Origin of the sequence: Microbulbifer sp. MKSA007 (assembly GCA_032615215.1) — a bacterium.
Classification (GTDB): domain Bacteria; phylum Pseudomonadota; class Gammaproteobacteria; order Pseudomonadales; family Cellvibrionaceae; genus Microbulbifer.
Genome location: CP128433.1, coordinates 1,271,171 through 1,292,364, shown reverse-complemented (window position 1 = coordinate 1,292,364; position 21,194 = coordinate 1,271,171). Strand labels below are relative to the sequence as shown.

The window sequence follows — 21,194 nt, the reverse complement described above, 5'->3', positions numbered from 1 at the left end:
CACCCAGCGTTTCAGTCATCGCACACACAGATGGCAGCAGCGCCTCAACGAAACCTCCGCAAGTTCTATCTCGGGGGCGACTATGTCCAGCTTATTAGAACCGGAATTGATTGAAGTAATGGAGCAAGGCAATAGCAATTCAGCAGACAACCTGGCGACCTTAACAGTACAAGAAAAAGAGGAGATTGATCAGGAAGCCACCCACTACCACGAGAAAACTTCAGTGGGGCTCGAGGCGTTGCGGATTGTACAGAAACATCGCGGCTGGATTTCCGATGAGAGCCTCCAGGCAATTTCCAATTATCTGGATATTCCCGTTGCAGAACTTGAGAGTGTCGCCACCTACTTCCAGTTGATTTTCCGCCAACCAGTAGGCAAGGAAGTGATCTACCTGTGCAAAAGCTCTAGCTGCTGGATTATGGGTTGCGATAATTTGCAGAAAAAAATATCTGAGCGCTTAAATATCCAGCCTGGGGAGACCTCCGAAGATGGGATTTTCACCCTGCTGGAAACGCCCTGCCTGGGAGATTGTGACAAAGCCCCAGTCCTTATGCTTGGCGAGGAAATGCACCGCCACTTGGATGAGAAAGGTATTGATGAATTAATCGATAAGAAGAAAAAATACCATGCTGACAAATCCACTGACTAAAAATATTTCCAGTGAAAATATTGCCGCCACTATAGAGCAATATGTGGAAAACGACGGCTACCAGGGCTGGCGCAAAGCCATCACCATGGTACCGGACGATATTATCAACGAAGTAAAAGATGCAGGCCTGCGCGGACGTGGTGGAGCGGGGTTTAACACTGGGCTGAAGTGGAGTTTTGTACCTAGGGGTGAAGATTCGCCCAAGCAAAAGTACGTTGTCTGTAACGCCGATGAAATGGAACCCGGCGCCTTCAAAGACCGATTGCTAATGGAGCGAGATCCTCACCTCCTCCTTGAGGGAATGGCTATAGCCGCCTATGCCATTGGCGCCTCTCACGCCTATATTTTTATTCGTGGTGAATACCACCTGGCTGCAAACCGGCTCGAACAGGCAATCGATGAAGCCAAGCAGCAGGGCATGATTGGCGAAAATATTTTCGACAGTGGCTTTAATCTGGAGATCTGCCTGCACCGCAGCGCCGGTAACTATATCTGTGGTGAAGAAACCGCACTGCTAAACGCTCTTGAAGGCAAGCGGGCCATTCCCCGCGCCAAGCCCCCTTTCCACAGGTCAGCGGGCTTTGGGGCAAACCCACTGTCGTTAACAATGTAGAGACCTTGTGCAACCTCCCCCATTTAATTAGCCACGGCGTGGAGTGGTACAAAAACCTTAGCCGGGGTAACGATGCGGGAAGCAAAATATTTGGTGTTAGCGGCAAGGTTAATAATCCAGGGGCTTGGGAACTCCCAATGGGGACGCCCATTCGCGAAATTATTGAACAACATGCCGGTGGCATGAAAGATGGCCTGCAACTGAAGGGCATTCTTCCCGGTGGAGGATCGACCGACTTCCTCGGCCCGGACCACCTCGATCTTCCCATGGATTACGACGTTATCGGCAAGGCCGGCAGCCGTATGGGGACCGGCACGATCACCGTGCTCGACGATAAAACCTGCCCTGTAGGCCTGGTACTGAACCTGACCCAGTTCTTCGCGCGGGAATCTTGTGGCTGGTGTACCCCCTGTCGGGACGGCTTGCCCTGGGCCGTCAAAATTCTGGAGAGAATAGAGTCTGGCCAGGGGACTAAAGAAGACTTGGAACTCCTCAGGGAACAGTGCGAGCGTATCGGCCCCGGCAATACTTTTTGCGCCCTGGCTCCCGGTGCCGCCGAGCCGATACAAAGCGCGTTAAAACTTTTTGAACAGGATTTTATCGACCATATTGAAGGCGGTTGTTGCCCCTACCAATAAATTAGCGCGACTAACTTAGTACAACAACCCTGCCCCTGAAAGCATTAATAAAAAGAAAATGGATTTCAAATGCCAACCATCACAATAGACGGTAATAAATACCAGGTTGATGGAGATCAAAACCTGCTCACTGCCTGCCTGTCCCTGGGTTTGAATGTCCCCTATTTTTGCTGGCACCCCGCCATGGGTTCTGTTGGCGCCTGCCGCCAATGTGCGGTTATCGAGCATAAGGACAGCGAAGATCAACGGGGCCGGTTGATTATGAGCTGTATGACGCCGATAAAAGACGGCGGTATTTACAGTGTCAGTTTGGAAGCCGCGAAAGATTTTCGCGGTTCTGTGATAGAAGACTTGATGACCAACCACCCTCACGATTGCCCGGTTTGTGAGGAGGGCGGCGAGTGCCACTTACAGGATATGACTGAAATGTCCGGTCATACCATGCGCCGCTATCAGGGTACCAAGCGCACCCACCGAAACCAGTATCTCGGCCCCTTTATCAATCACGAAATGAATCGCTGTATTACCTGCTATCGATGTGTCAGGTTCTATCACGACTATGCCGGCGGCGAGGATTTGCAAGCACTGGGTCGCAATCACCAGGTCTTTTTTGGCCGCAATACCGAGGGCATGCTGGAAAATGGTTTTAGTGGGAACCTTGTCGAAGTGTGCCCCACCGGAGTATTTACCGATAAGACCTTCAGCCAGCACTTTGTCCGAAAATGGGATTTGCAAACAGCTGCCTCAGTCTGTGAACACTGTGCCGTGGGTTGCAACACCGCGCCTGGAGCGAGGGAATCCGGCAACAACCAAGACCCGATGTTGCGCCGTGTGGTCAACTTATATCACCACGATATCAACGGCTATTTTCTCTGCGATCGGGGGCGCTTTGGATACGAATATGTCAACAGTAAGAGCCGGATAACCCAAGTACTTTCTGCGCGCAAAGATGATGTGATTAGCTCTACAGCAGAAACTGATGAACGTTTGCACAAAGAGGTTTCTCCCAAGGACGCGGTGTTCTCACTTTCAGAAAAACTCGCATCTGCGCAAAGAGGTGAGCATCACTTAATAGGCATAGGTTCACCCAGGGCATCATTGGAAAATAACTTCGCCCTATTAAAGTTTGTAGGGCGGGATAACTTCTTCTCTGGCCTCAACCAGCGGGATATGCAGCTACTACACCTTGTCGATAGAATTCAGAGCGATGCCAATATCCACAGCCCGACCATCCCTGAGATAGAAAATTCAGATGTTGTATTGATACTCGGAGAAGATATCTACAACACAGCCCCCAGGGTTGCCCTGGCAGTTCGCCAAGCAGCACGGAGCCGCCAAAAAGAACAAGCTGAATCATTAAGAATACCCTTGTGGCAGGATGCTTCTGTTCGACAATTAGAGGGTGAACCCAGCCCGATTATTTTTATCGGCACCGAACTCAATCAGATCTCAGATATTACCTGTAAAGCGATCTATACCCTGCCGGAACAGGCTGCCCAAATCGGCCAGGCAATTGCCAATAATATTCTGGAGGTTAAAAGCAACAAAACTTCACTGAATGCAGAGAATCTGGAGGAAGCTGAAAGAATCTCTGCAATATTAACTGCGGCCAAGAACCCAGTGATCATCTCTGGAACCAGCAGCAAAAATATCCACCTTACCCACAGCGCAGCCAAAATCGCCAGTGCACTGGCGGAAAAAAATGGCAAACCTACTTCTCTATACTTGTGTTGTGAAGAGGCTAATAGCTTGGGAGTTATTCAGCTGTTTGAGCCCGAAACCGGTTCCCTTGAGCATCTGATCACTGAACTCAAGAATGACAAAACCAATATCGATAAAACCCTAGTGATTCTGGAGAATGACCTCTCCTTAAGAATCGCGAGCGAAGAGTTAAACAGTCTGTTTGCCAGCGTCGACCATATCATTCTGCTGGATACCCTGCTCAATGAAACCGCCAAACATGCCGACTTAATCTTTCCTGTATCCGCAACGGCTGAATCCCAAGGGACATTTGTTAACAATACTGGTTTGGCACAGCGATTTTATGCGGTCTATGAAGGCACTGGGTATATCCAGGAGAGCTGGCGCTGGCTGGTAGATGCCGCTGGTTTTTCCACAGAACACTCCGAGAGTATCGACACTATTATCAATTGGAATCACTGCCCAGATATCACCGATTCCCTAGCAGAAAGTGTTTCTTCACTCAAGGTCATCAAAGATTTAGGGCCGGATGAAAACTTCCGAATTGACGGGCTCAAGGTTGCTCGACAGACCGCTCGCTACAGTGGGCGCACGGCTATTCACGCAGAGGAACATGTCTCAGAGGAGCCTCCACACCAAGACCCCGATGCTCCTATGAGCTTTAGCATGGAAGGTGTGCACAACCCAAACCGGTCACCGCTGCAAGCCAATATCTGGTCTCCCGGATGGAACTCCAACCAATCAATTTTCAAGTTTCAGCAGGAAGTGGGTGGCGAACGCCGTGGTGGTGCCTCGGGCAAATACATCCAGAGACAAGAGCAAGTACTTTCGGATTGGTCCTTGCCCACAGCCTCCGATGGCGATAGAGATAGCGATAACCACAGTCTAGCGACACTGCCGATTTACCGAATGTTTGGTTCGGAAGAGCTCAGTAACCGCGCAATGGCCATCGCTACAGTGATCGATAAGCCATTCTTTACTTTAAATCGCGGTGATGCCGAAAGTGCCAACCTCAACCAGGGAGACACAGTGGCGTTAGACACCAATAGCGGTATTTTCCGGGGCAGTGTGGTTATCTCTGATAGCCAACCTTCGGGCAGCCTGGGTGTGCCTTATGGTCTTCCAGGGCTTGAAATTCTTGCCCCTGTATTACCGGGAGGCGCCAATCTGTTGCCAGTGGAAGAAAGCTCCACAATCGGGCAAGAGGACTAATTATGAGCACCAATATCTGGATCATATTGCTCAATATTTTCGGTGTATTGATTGTTACCGTGCTGCTAGCAGCCATTTTAACTTGGGGCGAGCGCCGCCTATTGGGCTTTTGGCAAGATCGCCCAGGCCCTAACCGGGTGGGAAAATTTGGCACCCTGCAAGTTATGGCAGATATGATCAAGCTGTTCTTTAAGGAAGATTTCACCCCGAAATTTGCAGATATTCCCGTATTTGTACTGGCACCCACCGTAGTTATGGCAACCATGTTGATTGCCTTTGCCGTAGTGCCCATATCGCCCAATATTGGGGTCACCGACCTGAATATCGGATTACTGTTTGTGCTGGCTATGAGTTCTATTGCGGTCTATAGCGTAATTCTTGGGGGATATGCATCAAATAATAAATATGCTCTGCTCGGTGGGCTAAGGGCTGCCGCTCAAACCGTGTCCTATGAAGTATTTATGGGTTTGAGCCTGATGGGCGTTGTTATGCTCTCAGGCAGTTTCAATCTGCGCGAGATTGTTAATGCCCAGGCAGATGGTTGGTTTATCATCCCTCAATTTCTGGGTTTTATTGTTTTCTTTATTGCCGGTATTGCCGAGAGCCGCAGAACTCCATTTGATCTTCCGGAAGCTGAGCACGAACTGACTGCGGGATTCCATACCGAATACTCCGGTATGAAGTTCGGCATGTTCTTTGTGGGTGAATATCTGGCAGTAATCCTAATTTCAGCACTAATCACCACCCTGTTTCTCGGTGGGTGGCACGGCCCCCTACTACCCCCATTTATTTGGTTTTGCCTGAAGACTGCCATTCTGGTTGGTGTTTTTATTCTTTTAAGGGCGGCGATTCCACGCCCCCGCTACGACCAATTAATGAAATTCGGCTGGAAGGTCATGCTACCTCTGGCCCTGATCAATCTACTGGCTACCGCAGCGGTACTTTTGTGGACAGCCTAGAAAATTAAAATAAGCGTGCGAGGCCAAAGAAATGATTTCAAGCCAAATTCGCAGCATGTGGTTGGTATTTAAACACCTGTTCCGGAAGAACGTTACCGTACAATACCCCGACCAAAAGCCCTACCTGGCACCCAGATATCGCGGCAGGATCGTGCTCACCCGAGATCCCAACGGTGACGAGCGCTGCGTTGCCTGTAATCTCTGCGCCGTTGCCTGCCCTCCTGATTGTATTTCACTGCAAAAAACAGAAGATCCAGACGGCCGCTGGCGCCCCGAATATTTTCGTATCAATTTTTCCCGCTGCATTATGTGTGGGCTTTGTGAAGATGCCTGCCCAACCTATGCCATTCAGCTAACACCTGACTTTGAGATGTGTGAGTACGACCGGCAAAACATGGTGTACGAAAAGGAAGATCTTCTAATCAGTGGCCCCGGTAAGTATCACGACTACAGCTTTTATCAAATTGCAGGAAAGGCCATCTCAGGAAAGGACAAGGGCGAAGCTCAAAATGAGGCCGAGCCCATTAATGTAAAAAGCCTAAATCTCTGATTTCAATAAGGCTAATAACTAAAAAGAGGTTTTCCCAGTGAATTACATTTTCTACTTAACCGCTGCGGTTGCCATTGTCTCAACCGCCATGGTTATCTTTCACAAGAACGCGGTCCACGCGCTACTTTATCTTGTCACTTCACTTTTATCGGTTGCCGTTATTTTCTACCAGTTTGGCGCTCCCCTGGCAGCAGCTTTGGAAGTTATTATTTATGCCGGCGCCATCATGGTATTGATTATTTTTGTCATCATGATGCTCAACCAGGGAGACGCTTCAGTTGCACAGGAGCTAGCCTGGTTACAACCCCACACCTGGATTGGCCCAGCCCTTCTATCAGCCATTTTGTTAATCCAGTTACTTCTGCTGGTTAGTAGCGGGCAAATTCCTTCAGAGCAAACCTATCACTATATCGGGCCCAAACAGGTCGGTATCGCACTTTTTAGTCATTACGTTCTCGCTGTCGAACTGGCTTCAATGCTGCTCTTGGCAGGGCTTGTTGGAGCTTTTCACCTCGCCCGACACAGAAGAACAGTTAAACCGGAGTGAAGCTATGCCTATCGAATCTGCACCTGGTTTGGAGGCTGGCGTGCTGTTGGCCTCCATTCTGTTTTGCTTGGGGTTAGCCGGATTACTCATCCGAAGAAATATTATTTTTATGCTGATGTGTATTGAAATCTGCACCAACGCCGCAGCATTAATGTTTGTTGTCGCCGGCGCACACTGGGGCAATGCTGATGGGCAGGTGATGTTTGTTTTTGTTGTCACCCTGGCCGCTGCCGAAGTAGCCATTGCACTGGCGCTGGTCTTGCAATTCTATTATCGCAAACACACGGTCGATATTGACCAGCTCAATGGATTGAGGGGTTAATATGAACGGATCACTAGCCTGGATACCATTGCTTCCCTTTCTTGGTTTCCTGACCCTCATCAGCATTCCACTCTTTACACAAAAGGAGCCCTCACAAAAGTTAGTGAGCCTGATTGGGGTGGGCAGTGTGGGAATCGCAGCGATTCTGGTTTTTAACCTCGCACTCTCCACCTTTCTGGGCAACCCGGAATCGGTCGTCACGCTGTCAGTTTGGCAGTGGATGCGAGTATCTGACCTCCAACTCGGCTTCACCTTTCATGTGGACTGGCTAACCCTGGTAATGCTGATGATCATTACCGGAGTGGGCTTCCTTATTCACTTATACTCAGCCGGATATATGCGTGAAGATCCGGATTTCCGCCGCTACTTTTCCTACCTGAATCTATTTGTCTCTGCCATGTTAATTCTTGTAATGGCGGACAACCTGGTACTTCTCTATCTGGGATGGGAAGGCGTTGGTCTTTGTTCCTACTTGCTCATCGGCTTTTGGTATAAGGACCCCGCAAACGGCGCGGCCGCGCAGAAAGCATTTATCGTCACCCGTGTCGGCGATACTGCCATGGCGATCGGCTTGTTCCTATTGTTCTTTGAGTTCTCAACACTAAATATACCGGAGCTCATCACAGCAGCAGGGAATCCCGGGGTCAATACTCAAATTGTCACTATCGCTATGCTGCTGTTACTGGGTGGCGCTGTGGGTAAGTCAGCTCAGATTCCACTCCAGACCTGGCTTCCCGATGCGATGGCAGGCCCCACTCCCGTCAGCGCCCTTATCCACGCTGCCACCATGGTGACGGCCGGGGTCTACTTGATCGCCCGCATGCACCCGCTTTATCAGCTGTCTGGAACCGCCATGACAGCTGTAGCCATTGTCGGCGCTCTGACTCTATTAATCTCCGGATTCAGTGCTATCGCACAAAGTGATATCAAACGGGTCCTGGCCTATTCAACCATCTCCCAGATTGGATATATGTTCCTGGCCCTGGGTGTGGGTGCCTGGTCAGGAGCCATCTTCCATTTGATGACCCACGCCTTCTTCAAGGCTCTGCTCTTCCTCTCCGCAGGGTCAGTAATCCTCAGCGTACATCACGAGCAGAATATCTTCGCCATGGGCGGCCTCTATCGCAAAATCCCCTTTACCTTTATCTGCTTTACCATCGGTTGCGCCTGCCTGGCAGCGCTCCCATTTACGTCCGGTTTCTACAGCAAAGATCATATTTTGCTCAGTGCCTATGAATACCATCAAGGAGTAAACCTGCTCTGGCTTGCCGGTCTATTGGGAGCGCTGGTCACAGGGGTTTATAGCTTCCGGGTTCTGTTTCTTGCATTTCTGGGCAGTGAGGGCAGCGCCTCCTCACACTGTAAAGACGCTAATAACACGGTGATGATGCTTCCCTTGGGCATCCTCGCTGTACTTGCCCTATTTGGTGGAATTCTCGCTCCGCCTCTCCAGGGAGTCTTTGGCACCCCAACCGATGAACACCATTCCTGGGTCATTGAAGCCATTGCCATTGCCATGCCGCTGATCGGCCTGTTTATCGCTTGGAAAATGTTCCTGTTCGAGAAGAAAGTTGGGGAGCAGCGCTCTCCACTAATGCAGTTTTGGTTTAAGGGATGGGGTTTTGACTGGGTCTATGACCGGGTCTTTGTAAGACCTTTTAAATTTATCACCGCCCTTAACCACAAAGATATTATCGACAGCATCTACAAGGGTACCGCTTCGCTGAGTGCACATTTAAATAACGCCCTCAGCTCTTCACAAAACGGCCAAATACGTTGGTACCTGGCCACCTTTGTAGCCGGATCAATTTTATTCCTAGCCCTGTTGGTGGCTCTATGACATTACTGGCAATAATTATAATTTTATTTGTTGGGGGAATATTAGCCTGGCTGGCAGAGAGACATCTCTATGAGGGTGGACGCTTAATCAGCCTGGTTTCCCTGATTATCGCATCCCTACTCTTGATCAGCTATTTCCCCCAGGCAGAGTCCACAGCTGTTACAGGTGACAGTCAGTGGTGGGATAGCCTTTTGGTATCCTGGATACCCAGGTTTGGGATCAGCTTCCATCTGGCGATTGATGGACTCAGCTTTCTTATGCTGCTACTGACAATGGGGATGGGGATCTTTGGGTTAGTAATGACCTGGAATGATGTCACCTTCCGGCGCGGCTTCTTTTATTTTAACTACCTGTGGACACTGGCCGGTATTGTCGGTGTGTTTACCGCTATCGACCTGTTTTTATTCTTTTTCTTCTGGGAAGTCATGCTGATTCCCATGCTGCTGTTGATTGCAGTTTGGGGCTATGAGGGCAGAGTCTACGCTGCGATAAAGTTCTTTATTTTCACCCAGGCAAGCAGCTTGTTAATGCTGATTGCCATCGTTGCCTTGGCATTTATCCACTATCGGAATAGCGGGCAACTGACCTTTAACTATATGGATTTGTTGGGTGCTCAACTGTCTGCAACAGCAGCTTATTGGTTAATGCTCGGATTTTTTATTGCCTTTATCGTCAAGTTGCCAGCGCTGCCCTTCCATACCTGGTTACCTGACGCCCATACCCAGGCCCCTACTGCCGGCAGTATTCTGCTGGCGGCGATTCTGTTGAAAACAGGAGCCTATGGTTTATTGCGTTTTACACTGCCCTTATTCCCGGAGAGTTCACAAGCTTTTGCACCGGTTGCAATGACCATTGGAGCCATCAGTGTGGTCTACGGCGCATCGCTGGCATTCGCTCAGAAGGATATGAAAAGACTTGTGGCCTATTCCAGTGTGAGCCATATGGGATTTGTTCTATTGGGGCTCTACGCGCTGAATACTATCGCCCTGCAGGGCGCAGTGATGCAAATGATCGCCCACGGCTTGAGTACCGCTGCACTCTTCGCATTAGTAGGCGCACTACAGCATCGTCTCCATACCCGGGATATGAGCCAGCTCGGCGGTGTCTGGCCTCTTCTGCCAAAGCTATCCGCCGTTGCACTCTTCTTTGCCATTGCCTCGCTGGGACTGCCTGGGCTGGGTAATTTTGTTGCCGAATTCCTGGTGCTTGTTGGTAGCTTTAAAGCTAATCACTGGTTAACGGTTATTGCAGCAATTGGGCTTATTGGAGCAGCACTCTATGCACTATTGATGATGCAGCGTGTCTTCTTTGGCAAGTTTAATGACAAATTGAAACCAGCTACAGAGGGGAAAACTGTCAGTGATCTAAGCCTCAGGGAGATCTCTGCGCTTCTTTCACTGGCGGTGCTTCTCGTGATCTTCGGGCTCCGCCCCCAGCCTATCTTTGATATCGCCGAGCCTACGATTGCTAAATCAATGCAAAAATTTCAGGCCCCTGAAAATGAAGAAGTCGTCATAGAAAAGACAGGGCCGGAAACTTCAGCAAGCTTATCCTCTCCTACTGCTAAAAGCGCTAATACAGGTACATCTCTATGAGTGCCCAAGAACTATTTTCTATCCTACCGCTTTTACTGATTAGTGCCGGTATTGTAATTTTGCTGCTCCAAGTATCCTTCTGGAGAAATCATGCGGGCGCTCTGGTTACAACTCTTATCACTTTGGTAGCCGCTATCATTGCCTGTTTCTGGGTTGGAGCCACCCTATCGGGCAATAACGGGTCCATTCAAGTGACTGCCCTACTCTCGATTGACTACAACTCATTGTTCTTCTGTCTGCTGATATTAGTTACCGCCATAGCCGTCAGCGTTATGGGATACAACTACTTAAAACTTCGGTGTGACCTGAATAGAAACCCGGATAGCTATCCAGAAGAGTTTTATATACTACTTTTACTTGCCATTTTGGGAGCAAGCACCCTGGTATTTGCCAGCCACTTTGCCACCTTTTTCCTCGGTATAGAATTAATTAGCCTCGCACTTTATCCACTGTTGGGATTTGCGGTTACTGGCAATTTATCCTCAAGCAAAGATCAAGTAAATTCCCTGGAATCTGCCTTTAAATACTTAATCCTTTCAGCACTTTCTACCGCTCTCGGGCTATTCGGTATCGCATTAATTTATGCGGCGTCTGGGGCACTGGACTTTGGCAGTATCGCTACACGGATACAGGATCTTTCACAGACTTCTGCTCTTTTTGCAACCGGCGCCACTCTGCTGGTCATTTCTGTTGCTTTCAAGTTATCACTGGTTCCATTTCATATCTGGACACCCGATGTATTCCAGGGCGCACCTACGCCTACGACGGCGTTGATCGCCACAGTGGGAAAAACAGCCGTAATTGCCTTTCTGTTGCGATTCTTTAATACCTTAAATCTCTACCAGAGCCCTATTCTTATTGATTTACTGACAATCGCCGCCATAGCCAGCATGCTGATAGGAAATTTATTGGCCCTGATGCAAAACAATATCAAAAGGCTGCTGGCCTACTCCTCAATCGGCCATATAGGCTATTTAATTGTGGCGTTTATCATCGGCAATAGCGCGTTTGGTACAGAGGCGGTTATTTATTATATGGTCGCCTATGTCATTACTACACTAGGAGCCTTTGCAATCGTTGGCCTGATAGCTGATTCAGTGGAGGCCGCCCAACTAACCCATGGAACAAATGTCAGTGACGTGACCGACAGTGCAGATGATCCCTATCACAGAGACTTTTACCGGGGATTACTCTGGCGTAGTCCATGGCTGGCGAGCTGTCTTGCTCTAATGCTGTTATCTCTGGCTGGAATTCCCTTAACTATTGGGTTTATTGGGAAGTTTTACGTCTTTACCGCAGGTGTTGAAGGAAAAATGTGGGCTCTTCTCGCTGGTGTGGTTATTGGTAGTGCATTGGGCCTCTTCTATTACCTTCGTCTTCTACTTACGATGGTACAAAGAGATGCCATTGACACTAGCAGTAACAGCGAAACGTTACAAATTACCACTTCAGGGCAGTTTTTAATCGCAACTCTCGCTGCCGTACTGGTTTTTTTCGGAATATTTCCACAGGTCCTTATTAACTGGATAAATGCTATATAAAGTAGAGAGCGAGTGCTGATGTAAAAATATTTTAAAGCCCAGGCAATAGCCTGGTCATCAGAGGGTACTTACTATGAAGACTTTCAAACAAGCATTTGAAGTCATCAAGGATGCTGAGAGATTTCACCTGGAAATGGCAGCTGTTTACGAGACCTTACTGGAAAAATCAGAGGACTACCGAACCCAATTGCTATTAAAACACATGCTTGAGCATGAGCAGAGAATGGCGAAAAACCTGCAGAACTACAATGATGTAGCGCAAAATAAGGTGATGAAGACATGGTTGCAATACACCCATGAAGAAAGTGCCAATGACTTTATTCGCCGCCTCAATCTGAGTGATCCACCGACAATTCGTGAAATTAATAATATGGGACGAGAGGTAGATCGCTATTTCTCAGAACTCTATCAGGCGGTGTATGGTGCAATTGAGTCGATGGAGGTGAAAGAGGTGTTTGAAGACCTAAAGCAAATACAAGATAAGGAAAGAATTACCTTATCTATGGCCACAAATTCACTGTGGGATATGTAAAAATCCCGCTACTTACAGCGGGATCTAATCGTCACATAATTCTGCAGTCGGCTAACCCGGTATTAAGAAACCCAAGGTTAGCCAGCTACAAAATTCCAGCTACAGCTGGGATTACTTAGAACTCATACTGCGCTCTTACGTAGTACAGAGCTCCATTGAATCCCATAGGTGCCGTTTCCGGATATTCCGCTCCAGCAACACCGGACCAGGGGTTTTTATCCGGGTAGTTGTTGAATACGTTTTCCGCACCGGCAATCAAGGTCATGGAATCATTGAAGTCATAAGCAGCCTCAATATCCACAGTCCATTCATCACCGGCATCAATGGGCAAGCTGTAATCGTCCAAATGTGCTTCCCAGTAGCTACCGTAGTAGTTGAGTCGCACTAGGCCCCGCCAGCTGTCACCACTATGGGTAACAGATGCATTACCGCGCACCTCTGGTAAGCCATCCTCCAGCTGCCTGATACGCATTTCATCCATGGTATCCGTACTGAAATCGGTAACTTCTGTTTCCGTCCAGTTGAAAGCCAGGTTGAAATCTGTTGCATCACCGAGTGGGTAAGTCGCCACCAAGTCAACACCCTGGGTTTGGGTATCGAAGTCATTGGTGTAGAAACGGAAATATTCAAGGGAATCAGCACCACTGATGCCATCCTGAACCAACTGATCCCGCTCTTCATCGGTCAGTTCCTGGTTAGCAGATTGAGTGATTCGATCTGTCACCTCGATGAGGAAGTAATCCAGGGTAATATCCCAATCACCTGCGGCAATAATTGTACCGAAAGTAAAGCTCTGAGACTCCTCTGGCTGCAGCTGCTTACCGCCTTTCAATACAGCAATGGGGTTGGTTGCCGGTATAGTTCCCCGGTTAGCCAATGCGCCATTGGTATAAGCCGTAGTGACATTGGTAATGTTGGACTGACCTGGTGTCGGAGCACGGAAACCGGTGCTCAGCGTAGAGCGCAGGGCAATCACATCGTTGATTGTATAGTGGGCTGACAATTTGAAATTGGAAGTATCTCCGAAATCAGAGAAGTCTTCCCAACGCAGTGCCGCACCTAATCGAAGAGCTTCGACGACTTCGAGTTCGAAGTCGGTGTAAAGTGCAATATTATCCCGGTCAAATGTGCCTACAACCTCAGGACCAAAACCAGAGAATCCATTCGAACCAATCAGGAAACCCTGCTCCGCCAGATCACCAACTTGCCAGGAGGCAGTATCACCCTGTTTGACCTCAAACTCTTCTTCACGCCATTCAAAGCCCGTGGCCATGAACAGAGGCATTCCGGCAAGTTCAATGCTCTTAGTCAAATCGATATTGAAGTTGTTTTCTTCCTGTATATAACCACCAGGGCTAAATCTGGTCGGGCTGTCAGGTCCGAGCGTGGCATTGACGGTGTTGTAGATTAAAAAGTCTACTTCGTTGTGACCGGTACTGGCACTTACGTCGTAGCCAATGCCATTTGCAAATTCACCACGAACACCAAATACTGCTGAGTAGTCCTCTAGCTCACCGCCAAAGCGCGGAGTAAATCCGCCTGGGAACATTTCGGTGTATGAGAAGCACTCATCACTAGACTGTGCTTCCTCATGGGTCATGCCAATACAATCATAGATACCATTGCTAGCATCCAGATCACCAATTAAGGGCTCATCATCAAGCGCATAAACGCCGGGACGAGTTTCCGGGTTCCGGAAGTAAAAGCCCCCATCTGTTTCGCGGCTGGCATAGTTACCAAAGGCATACAGCTCAGCAGTATCATTTAGCTCTATGGCACTGTTAACAAAGAACTTGGTATCGTCATTAACTTCTGGCTGGCCCCAGATCTGCGCAGGATTGGCAACATAGGTATTGCCATCGGCGATCAACTGGGCTGCATCATCCCGCTGCACACTGCGGCTGGTAGAATCCTGCTCACGATACTCAAGGCTGACATTCACAAAACCAGAGTCTGTCAGAGGCAGGCCAAAATTCGCCGCTATCGTACTCTGATCACCATCACCTTCAGCGGTAGTAGCATACTTGGCTTCAACCGTGCCGCCCTCAGCTGCATCCTTTAACTGAAAGTTGATAACGCCGGCAATCGCATCGGAGCCATATTGGGCTGCGGCACCGTCACGCAGGACCTCAACCTGTTTCAGAGCAATCGCCGGAATTGCAGAGATATCTGGCCCCTGGGCACCATCTGAAACACCACTTCCGAGGAAGGAAATGACGGCAGCGCGATGGCGACGCTTACCATTTACCAGAACCAGTGTGCTATCGGGTGGCAGTCCACGCAGGTTTGCAGGGCGAACGATTGAGGCAGCATCAGAAATTGGCTTTGCATTAACGTTGTAGGATGGAACAACGTTTCTAAGCAGGTTACTGAGATCTCCATCACCCTGGTTTACAAATTCTTCTCCGGTCACGATATCGATGGGAGCGGAGGAATCTGTAGCGGAACGCCCTTCAACACGGGTACCGATTGTTATCACTTCCTCAAGGAGTGCATCTTCAGCAAAAGTGGGACTGCTTAATGCAGCAATCGAAGCTGCCAGCAGAGAGGGAGCGCCACAGGCCGTAAGCCAGCGCTTCTTTTTTTCATTCATAGGAGAAATACCCTGTTTTAGTTATCTCTTATTTTCTTCCGAGCCAAATCAACCAGCTTTCACTTAAACCAATTTGTGCGTTACAGCAAAAATAAATTGGCTAATTAAGGTAGTGCTCCAGGAGATCAATAAAAATTTTTTACGCACTTGAAAGCTCGCTTATGCAGAGGGAGGTTACCACCAATACATTCACTGCAAGAAGTGTGACAACCAGAGAAAATGCCAGAAAAACTACAATTTGCAAGAGCAAAAAAGGCAATTTAAAAATTAAGAACGACTAAAAATGTAAATACTGACAAAACTGCCAAAAATAAAATAAATATAATTAGATGATTAAATTAAATTTAATTACAAGAGGGAGCAAAATAGAGCGCACATACACAAGCAGGGTATATCCCAAATAATAACTTCTACAGAGGACAAATGAAACTTATTTGATGATTTGAGGTAAAAAAATAACCTTAGCCTACCGTAATAAACATGATAAATATCATTTCCACAAACAAATACTGTGAAGATATTTTATATTGTTAGCTCTAACTCACAGACAAACATCCACAGAAAACCCACTTAACAAAAGAGGTTAATACTAAAAAACTAACGAATATGGGACAAGCAAACCTAACAAGAGTAGATTTGTGTTATAAAAAAACCACCCACTGATACGCTTCGAAGCTAGTAGAGTGGCTTTAATGGATGTCACAGTGGAGCATCAGTCTAACTTTTGGTTGACAAAGATATCTCTAAGTAAACCTAGCAACACTATTCAACAATCAAGTGCGAACTTTATTGCGGCTTGAGCGTGAATCTCTGTGGAGTTCATCAGGTGAGTAGAGGTATCCTCTTGCGAAAGCAACATGCAAATCTCTGTACACCCTAGGATCACACCTTCGGCACCTCGATTGGATAGCAAATCCACAATACGAATAAATTCCATTTTTGAACTGTTAAGGACTCTCCCCTTACAGAGCTCTTCGTAAATAACCCTGTGGACTATCTCTCTATCGCTAGGCTCCGGAATCAAAACCTCAATCCCATACTTTTCCTGCATATAGCCACGATAGAAATCTTGCTCCATAGTAAAAGCTGTCGCCAACAAGCCGACGGTCTTTATCCCTCTGTTCTTAAGTGCTTCAGCTGTAGCATCACCAATATGTAAAAAAGGTACATCAAGAGTCTCGATAATATCTCCAGCTACTTTATGCATAGTATTAGTGCACAATAAAATTCCCTCAGCACCGGCTTTTTCCAGGCATATTGCCGCCTCAACCAATAGCTTACCTGCCTGAGCCCAATCACCCTCCATTTGTAACCGTGCAATTTTTTCAAAATCGACGCTATAAAGTAGAATTTCGGCCGAGTGCAGCCCTCCTAACCTTTGAGCAATTCCTTCATTAATCAGGCGATAATAAATTGCCGTACTCTCCCAACTCATTCCACCCAAAAGGCCAATCTTCTTCATCTTCAAACTCACTTGATATCCCTTAATACATGTTGCGAATACTAACATGAGCGATTCGAAAGACTGACTGCAAATAAAAAGAGACCAAGAATACCGACAACTTATTTAGAAGTACCAATTTGTACTTTCTGTTTAAATTCGGCGCTCAATGCAAATTGCATACGGAAGCAATTTACTATTTTTCTTTTTTTTAGTGAGAAATCAATAATCAGATACTTCTGTAGGGTCAAAGCGCATGCAGGAGGCAATCAAGTTCCTCTTACTGAAATTAAAACCAGACACGACACTCATCATGTTTTCTCTTCCCAATAGCCGGTGGGTAATCTCACCAAGAGGCAAACCTTGCCGGTCCAAATCCCGTGCTTCAGTTGCAAGATTTAATAAATAATCATACTTGGCTTGCAAGCGAACTTTCCCTTTTTCCACAATCCCTCTATGAGGGCAAAATATAATATCAAAATCATAAGTGAGCACTTTTTTGATACTGTGCATTAAAATTGGAATACTTTCATCTTTACGCAACAGCTTTAACTTACTAGCTACATACAAATCAGCAGTGAATATCCACCCTCGATCCTGAACCAGATAACAGGTCATATCTTTAGCATGCCCAGGTGCGGGGATAACCACTACTTTTTCCCCGGAAAATCTCAAATCTTCCGGTAGTGGAGCAGCTTCTGCGCGCCCGGCCCTTCCCCAAATCAGCATCTGTATTGGAGGTATCCGAAAGCCTCTCTTTAGTATCTCTACTGTCGCCTTAGGGGCTCTTGGTTGAATACCGGTAAGCTTATAAATTGCACCGGCGTTACCACTATGATCTTCGTGGTGATGGGTGAGGACCAATTGCCGAAAAGGTTTATTTTTTACAAACCACTTGACGTATTTCCACTGGTTACTGGGGCCGGCATCGATAATAGTATCACCCAACCGATATACAATAAAGGTTGTATTGATACCAAAATCGAAACGGCCGACCCTTTGCGCATCCAGATCTTGATAGTCAAAAGAATCAATAACCGACACGCCACTCTCCAGCGCAAGAGACAGACCTTTAAGGAATTATAGAAGCATATCTATAAGGGCAGCCCTCCCCGGCAATTAGGAAATTTTAACGCCAACCATCCCAGGCTCAGGGAAAGAGAGTTTGATATAAGCTTAAATACGACGCAGTGACCTTAATAGTGACAGACTACTTTGTCATCTTTAAGCGCAGCTGCAAACCCAACTTGGATGTGGCGCCAGTGGTGACCCAGGCAACACGCCCGTCAGTATCGACAATCAGCAAGGTTGGCGTCACTTTCACGCCCCATTGGGCGCTTAAAACGCCATGTGGATCATTTAGAGAAGGAAAAGCAAGTTCGTGATTCCGCATATATTCGGTAACCACTTCTTCTGTACCAGACTGCATCGCAACACCAACAACCTGGTAATCCCGAGACAGGTCAGTCACAGCGGGGGAAACTATCCGGCAATAGGGGCACCAGGTTGCCCAAAAGTAAATTAATACTGGCCCTTTGGGGTACATTTGCTTTAGGTCAATAAGATTTCCCTGCAGCGATTGCCCCTCTAACTGAGGGGCCTGGTTCTCAGGGATATCTCTTTGGTGGAAATAACCCACGGCAGTAACCATTAGTACCGCCAAGGTGATAAATATCAACGCCTGAACCAGGTAGCTATAACGAGCTTTTTCCACCCCAAATAAACTCCTTTAGTACTTCACACTACACCCATAAGCCCGCGACGAGGACTTGGGCACAGCCAGTCCCTTCAGTGAAGCATCCAGTGCAGCAGAAACATAATTGTGTGAACTGCCTATAACCGCAGGATTGGCTGAGTCATTATCATCAATGGCTCCAGCATATACGACTTCCCCCTGAGGATTAATGATAAACATATGCGGAGTAGTTTTAGCCCCATAAGCACGCCCCATAACTCCAGAGGTATCCAGCAAGAAGGGTACGCTTGCGCCGAGATTATGACTCTGTGCAACTGCCATAGCCTGCTCTGGCTCCAAATAGCCCTGCTTTCCTTTAGCTGAAGAAATAACCGTGAGCCAATTTACTTTCTGTGCTGTATACCTTTTTTGAAGGGACTGCATATTACCACTGCCATAGTGTTTCCTGACATAGGGGCAATCTTTATTAAACCATTCAATAACCAACCATTGGCCTGTGTAATCGGAGAGATTGTGAGTTTTTCCCGCAGCATCCACTACTGAGAATTCTGGCGCTTTTTGTCCAGGAACGGCTGCTGCCAACACGACACTCGGCAACATCAGGAATAAAAGCAAAACTCCTCTAAGTATCGAATTATTCACATTGAAAAATAATTTCATAATTAACCATCCTCACTATTAACAGTTAAGTGCTTACTAAACAGTGCTGCAATTAAAGACTCTTGCAGCAGTGGTGGAAGTAACTCTGGTTTTTTCTCTCCTGCAGGATACCATGCATATACAGGTACAGAGTTCCTCCCTAAATTCTGCAAAGCTTGGGTAATTTCAGGGTTATAACGCGTCCAGTCGGCCCGAATAAGAAGCACGTTATTCTTTTTAAATAATGCTTGTACACTTGGGGTATCAAGCACCAGCTTTTTATTTACCTGGCAGGTAATACACCAGGCTGCGGTATAGTCAATAAATACAGGGCGCCCATTATCCAAGGCTTCCGTCAAAAGTGCCTTGTCATAACGATGCCAGTCATACGCCATTTCTGCAGGTTGCTCACCACCCTCCATACGGATTGCCGGTAGAGATATTAGCAAAATAGCAGCGACACAAATCAGACCCGCTGCTCCCCCCTTTTGGAAAAATTTTTTACTAGCCAGATTGCAAGAGTAACAACGAGCAACAGGCTTAAACCGGCCAACCAACCAGAGTCCCCAGCTAGGCGCCCTAAAATCCATAGTAGCCATATCACTGTTGCGTAAAGCGGAAATGCCAGAAACTGACGCAACTTCTCCATCCATGGACCTGGAGCTGGCAGATGCCTCAGTATTACAGGACTTGCACACATCAAAATAAATGGCGCAGCGAGCCCTAAACCGAGGCATAAGAAGATGAGTAGAGCCTGAAGTGGAGGAATCACCACCGCTGCTCCCAGAGCTGCTCCCATAAATGGACCGGTACAGGGGGCGGCAACAAAGACAGCTAAAACACCGGTGGTAAAGGAGCCACGGCTACTGGAGCTAGCAAGCCCCATTAATCGGTGCCCAAACTCAAAAAAGCCGCTAAAGGATAGGGCCATCAGCCAGAAGAGCATAATTAACCCAATTACCACAACCGGTGACTGAAGTTGAAAACCCCAGCCAACGGCCAACCCTCCCCAGCGTAGCGCCAATAAAGCAAGCCCCAAAGCAAGAAAAGTCACCATAATGCCGGCGCTATATAGGAAAGATTCTCGCAAACGTTCGGCTGGGCGATTACCACCGTTAATCAGTCCAAATAGCTTTATGGACAGCACCGGGAAAACACAGGGCATCAGATTCAATAGGATACCGGCAATAAATGCTGACAGAAGTAAAAGCCATATAGAGGTCGCGCTCGTCTCAATTCCCCCTTGAGATAAGAGGGGGCAGAGACTTTCCAGGCCCGGCTCGAGTCTGTAATCACAAAATCGCTGCTTTCACTAATCTCAGAGCCTGGCATACGCTTGAACTTGTAGAGGAGAATTTCATCTTCGCGCTGAACTTCTGGCTCAGACGCAGAGTACAAGTCACCATTTACGGGGAAAATACTAGGTATTTCATCGCTACGATTCCCACTGAGCTGCAAAGTAATATGCTCACTACCTCGTGCTGAAATGGATACTGGTTGCCACGGGCTCTCACTTTCTCCCCCTGGAAGCCTGTTGGCAAAGTAATTCCTTAACGCCAGATCTGTAGCTGGCCAAGCCGCCTGCTCTGCAACCGGCCGTACAAGGCTCATAGTGGCAAAGCCCGGTATGCAATCCACTTTACAAACCAACCACTCCAGGTCCGCATGCAGGATGACCTCTTGCGTGCGCTTATCTGGGAGGAGCTGGAACAGGTAGGCAACATTCCCGGAGTACCCCAGGTTAGTAAGATGCTCTACCCGGAGGCGCGTTGGGAATGGCCATTCGATCGGCCCTAATGAAGCGCCCTGAGCCTCCATATCAAATCGTGGAGCCGCCCCTGAATCTCCAGCATTACGCCAATACACATGCCATCCAGGATCTACCTCAAAGTAGAATCCAACCGTCTCTCTCATTCCTTGGCGAAATGTATCAGGTGCCAGCCAACGCACCTTGACGTGATCACCAGATGCCGTCTCCTGTGCTACAGGGAGACCCGCAACCAACAGTAACGTTAAACAGCAGATGTTGATCAGCGTGGTCTTTATTTTCAATGTGATTCTCCTTCTCGCCTAATCAACTGGTACTCCCCCTTTGGGTCAGATACAAGTTACAACATTGGCCTCAC

The 21,194-nt window shown here is 47.8% G+C and carries 20 protein-coding genes; 12 read left to right on the top strand and 8 right to left on the bottom strand.

Annotated elements, in window-relative coordinates; translation table 11 throughout:
- The first annotated feature begins 82 nt into the window (after positions 1 to 82).
- From nuoE to QT397_08315, 12 genes are all read left to right on the top strand, one after another.
- Positions 83 to 649: an NADH-quinone oxidoreductase subunit NuoE gene (gene nuoE / locus QT397_08370; GenBank protein WNZ57338.1), complete on the top strand. Its 567-nt coding sequence runs from the start codon at positions 83 to 85 to the stop codon at positions 647 to 649.
- Positions 627 to 1,262, top strand: coding sequence for a hypothetical protein (locus tag QT397_08365; GenBank protein WNZ57337.1), 636 nt, complete (start codon positions 627 to 629; stop codon positions 1,260 to 1,262). The genes nuoE and QT397_08365 overlap by 23 nt, the downstream gene beginning before the upstream one ends.
- A gap of 137 nt (positions 1,263 to 1,399) precedes the next feature.
- Positions 1,400 to 1,900 (top strand): NADH-ubiquinone oxidoreductase-F iron-sulfur binding region domain-containing protein, encoded by a 501-nt coding sequence (locus QT397_08360; GenBank protein ID WNZ57336.1) that lies wholly within the window; start codon positions 1,400 to 1,402, stop codon positions 1,898 to 1,900.
- A 69-nt stretch (positions 1,901 to 1,969) separates the two neighbouring features.
- Positions 1,970 to 4,813: an NADH-quinone oxidoreductase subunit NuoG gene (gene nuoG, locus QT397_08355; protein WNZ57335.1), complete on the top strand. Its 2,844-nt coding sequence runs from the start codon at positions 1,970 to 1,972 to the stop codon at positions 4,811 to 4,813.
- Positions 4,814 to 4,815: 2 nt separating this feature from the next.
- Positions 4,816 to 5,772, top strand: a complete 957-nt coding sequence (nuoH, locus tag QT397_08350; protein ID WNZ57334.1) for an NADH-quinone oxidoreductase subunit NuoH — start codon at positions 4,816 to 4,818, stop codon at positions 5,770 to 5,772.
- 31 nt (positions 5,773 to 5,803) lie between these two features.
- Positions 5,804 to 6,322, top strand: coding sequence for an NADH-quinone oxidoreductase subunit NuoI (gene nuoI / locus QT397_08345; GenBank protein ID WNZ57333.1), 519 nt, complete (start codon positions 5,804 to 5,806; stop codon positions 6,320 to 6,322).
- A gap of 37 nt (positions 6,323 to 6,359) precedes the next feature.
- The gene (nuoJ, locus tag QT397_08340) at positions 6,360 to 6,869 is read left to right on the top strand and encodes an NADH-quinone oxidoreductase subunit J (GenBank protein WNZ57332.1); all 510 of its coding nucleotides are present in this window, start codon (positions 6,360 to 6,362) and stop codon (positions 6,867 to 6,869) included.
- Positions 6,870 to 6,879: 10 nt separating this feature from the next.
- A complete protein-coding gene (gene nuoK, locus QT397_08335) occupies positions 6,880 to 7,191 on the top strand; it encodes an NADH-quinone oxidoreductase subunit NuoK (GenBank protein ID WNZ58525.1) in 312 nt (103 codons plus the stop codon).
- 1 nt (position 7,192) lies between these two features.
- Complete coding sequence (gene nuoL, locus QT397_08330; GenBank protein WNZ57331.1) at positions 7,193 to 9,031, top strand: NADH-quinone oxidoreductase subunit L; 1,839 nt, start codon at positions 7,193 to 7,195, stop codon at positions 9,029 to 9,031.
- Positions 9,028 to 10,626 (top strand): NADH-quinone oxidoreductase subunit M, encoded by a 1,599-nt coding sequence (nuoM, locus tag QT397_08325; GenBank protein WNZ57330.1) that lies wholly within the window; start codon positions 9,028 to 9,030, stop codon positions 10,624 to 10,626. Before nuoL ends, nuoM begins: the two co-directional genes overlap by 4 nt.
- On the top strand, positions 10,623 to 12,167 hold the full coding sequence (locus QT397_08320; GenBank protein ID WNZ57329.1) for an NADH-quinone oxidoreductase subunit N: 1,545 nt from the start codon (positions 10,623 to 10,625) through the stop codon (positions 12,165 to 12,167). The genes nuoM and QT397_08320 overlap by 4 nt, the downstream gene beginning before the upstream one ends.
- A gap of 73 nt (positions 12,168 to 12,240) precedes the next feature.
- Positions 12,241 to 12,699 (top strand): hypothetical protein, encoded by a 459-nt coding sequence (locus tag QT397_08315; protein ID WNZ57328.1) that lies wholly within the window; start codon positions 12,241 to 12,243, stop codon positions 12,697 to 12,699.
- Between the two features lie 115 nt (positions 12,700 to 12,814).
- Here QT397_08315 and QT397_08310 read toward each other — a convergent pair whose 3' ends face one another.
- The 8 genes from QT397_08310 to QT397_08275 all read right to left on the bottom strand — a co-directional run bounded on the left by QT397_08310 (position 12,815) and on the right by QT397_08275 (position 21,120).
- Positions 12,815 to 15,292 (bottom strand): TonB-dependent receptor, encoded by a 2,478-nt coding sequence (locus QT397_08310; GenBank protein WNZ57327.1) that lies wholly within the window; start codon positions 15,290 to 15,292, stop codon positions 12,815 to 12,817.
- A 766-nt stretch (positions 15,293 to 16,058) separates the two neighbouring features.
- Positions 16,059 to 16,754 carry an aspartate/glutamate racemase family protein gene (locus tag QT397_08305; GenBank protein ID WNZ57326.1) on the bottom strand — a complete coding sequence of 232 codons (696 nt, stop codon included), beginning with the start codon at positions 16,752 to 16,754 and terminating at the stop codon, positions 16,059 to 16,061.
- A 201-nt stretch (positions 16,755 to 16,955) separates the two neighbouring features.
- Positions 16,956 to 17,777, bottom strand: a complete 822-nt coding sequence (locus tag QT397_08300) for an MBL fold metallo-hydrolase (GenBank protein ID WNZ57325.1) — start codon at positions 17,775 to 17,777, stop codon at positions 16,956 to 16,958.
- A gap of 166 nt (positions 17,778 to 17,943) precedes the next feature.
- On the bottom strand, positions 17,944 to 18,447 hold the full coding sequence (locus QT397_08295; GenBank protein ID WNZ57324.1) for a protein disulfide oxidoreductase: 504 nt from the start codon (positions 18,445 to 18,447) through the stop codon (positions 17,944 to 17,946).
- A 15-nt stretch (positions 18,448 to 18,462) separates the two neighbouring features.
- A complete protein-coding gene (locus QT397_08290) occupies positions 18,463 to 19,089 on the bottom strand; it encodes a thioredoxin family protein (protein WNZ57323.1) in 627 nt (208 codons plus the stop codon).
- 2 nt (positions 19,090 to 19,091) lie between these two features.
- Positions 19,092 to 19,490 carry a thioredoxin family protein gene (locus QT397_08285; GenBank protein WNZ57322.1) on the bottom strand — a complete coding sequence of 133 codons (399 nt, stop codon included), beginning with the start codon at positions 19,488 to 19,490 and terminating at the stop codon, positions 19,092 to 19,094.
- Positions 19,491 to 19,534: 44 nt separating this feature from the next.
- On the bottom strand, positions 19,535 to 20,233 hold the full coding sequence (locus tag QT397_08280; protein ID WNZ58524.1) for a hypothetical protein: 699 nt from the start codon (positions 20,231 to 20,233) through the stop codon (positions 19,535 to 19,537).
- A 5-nt stretch (positions 20,234 to 20,238) separates the two neighbouring features.
- On the bottom strand, positions 20,239 to 21,120 hold the full coding sequence (locus QT397_08275; protein ID WNZ57321.1) for a protein-disulfide reductase DsbD family protein: 882 nt from the start codon (positions 21,118 to 21,120) through the stop codon (positions 20,239 to 20,241).
- Positions 21,121 to 21,194: the final 74 nt, after the last annotated feature.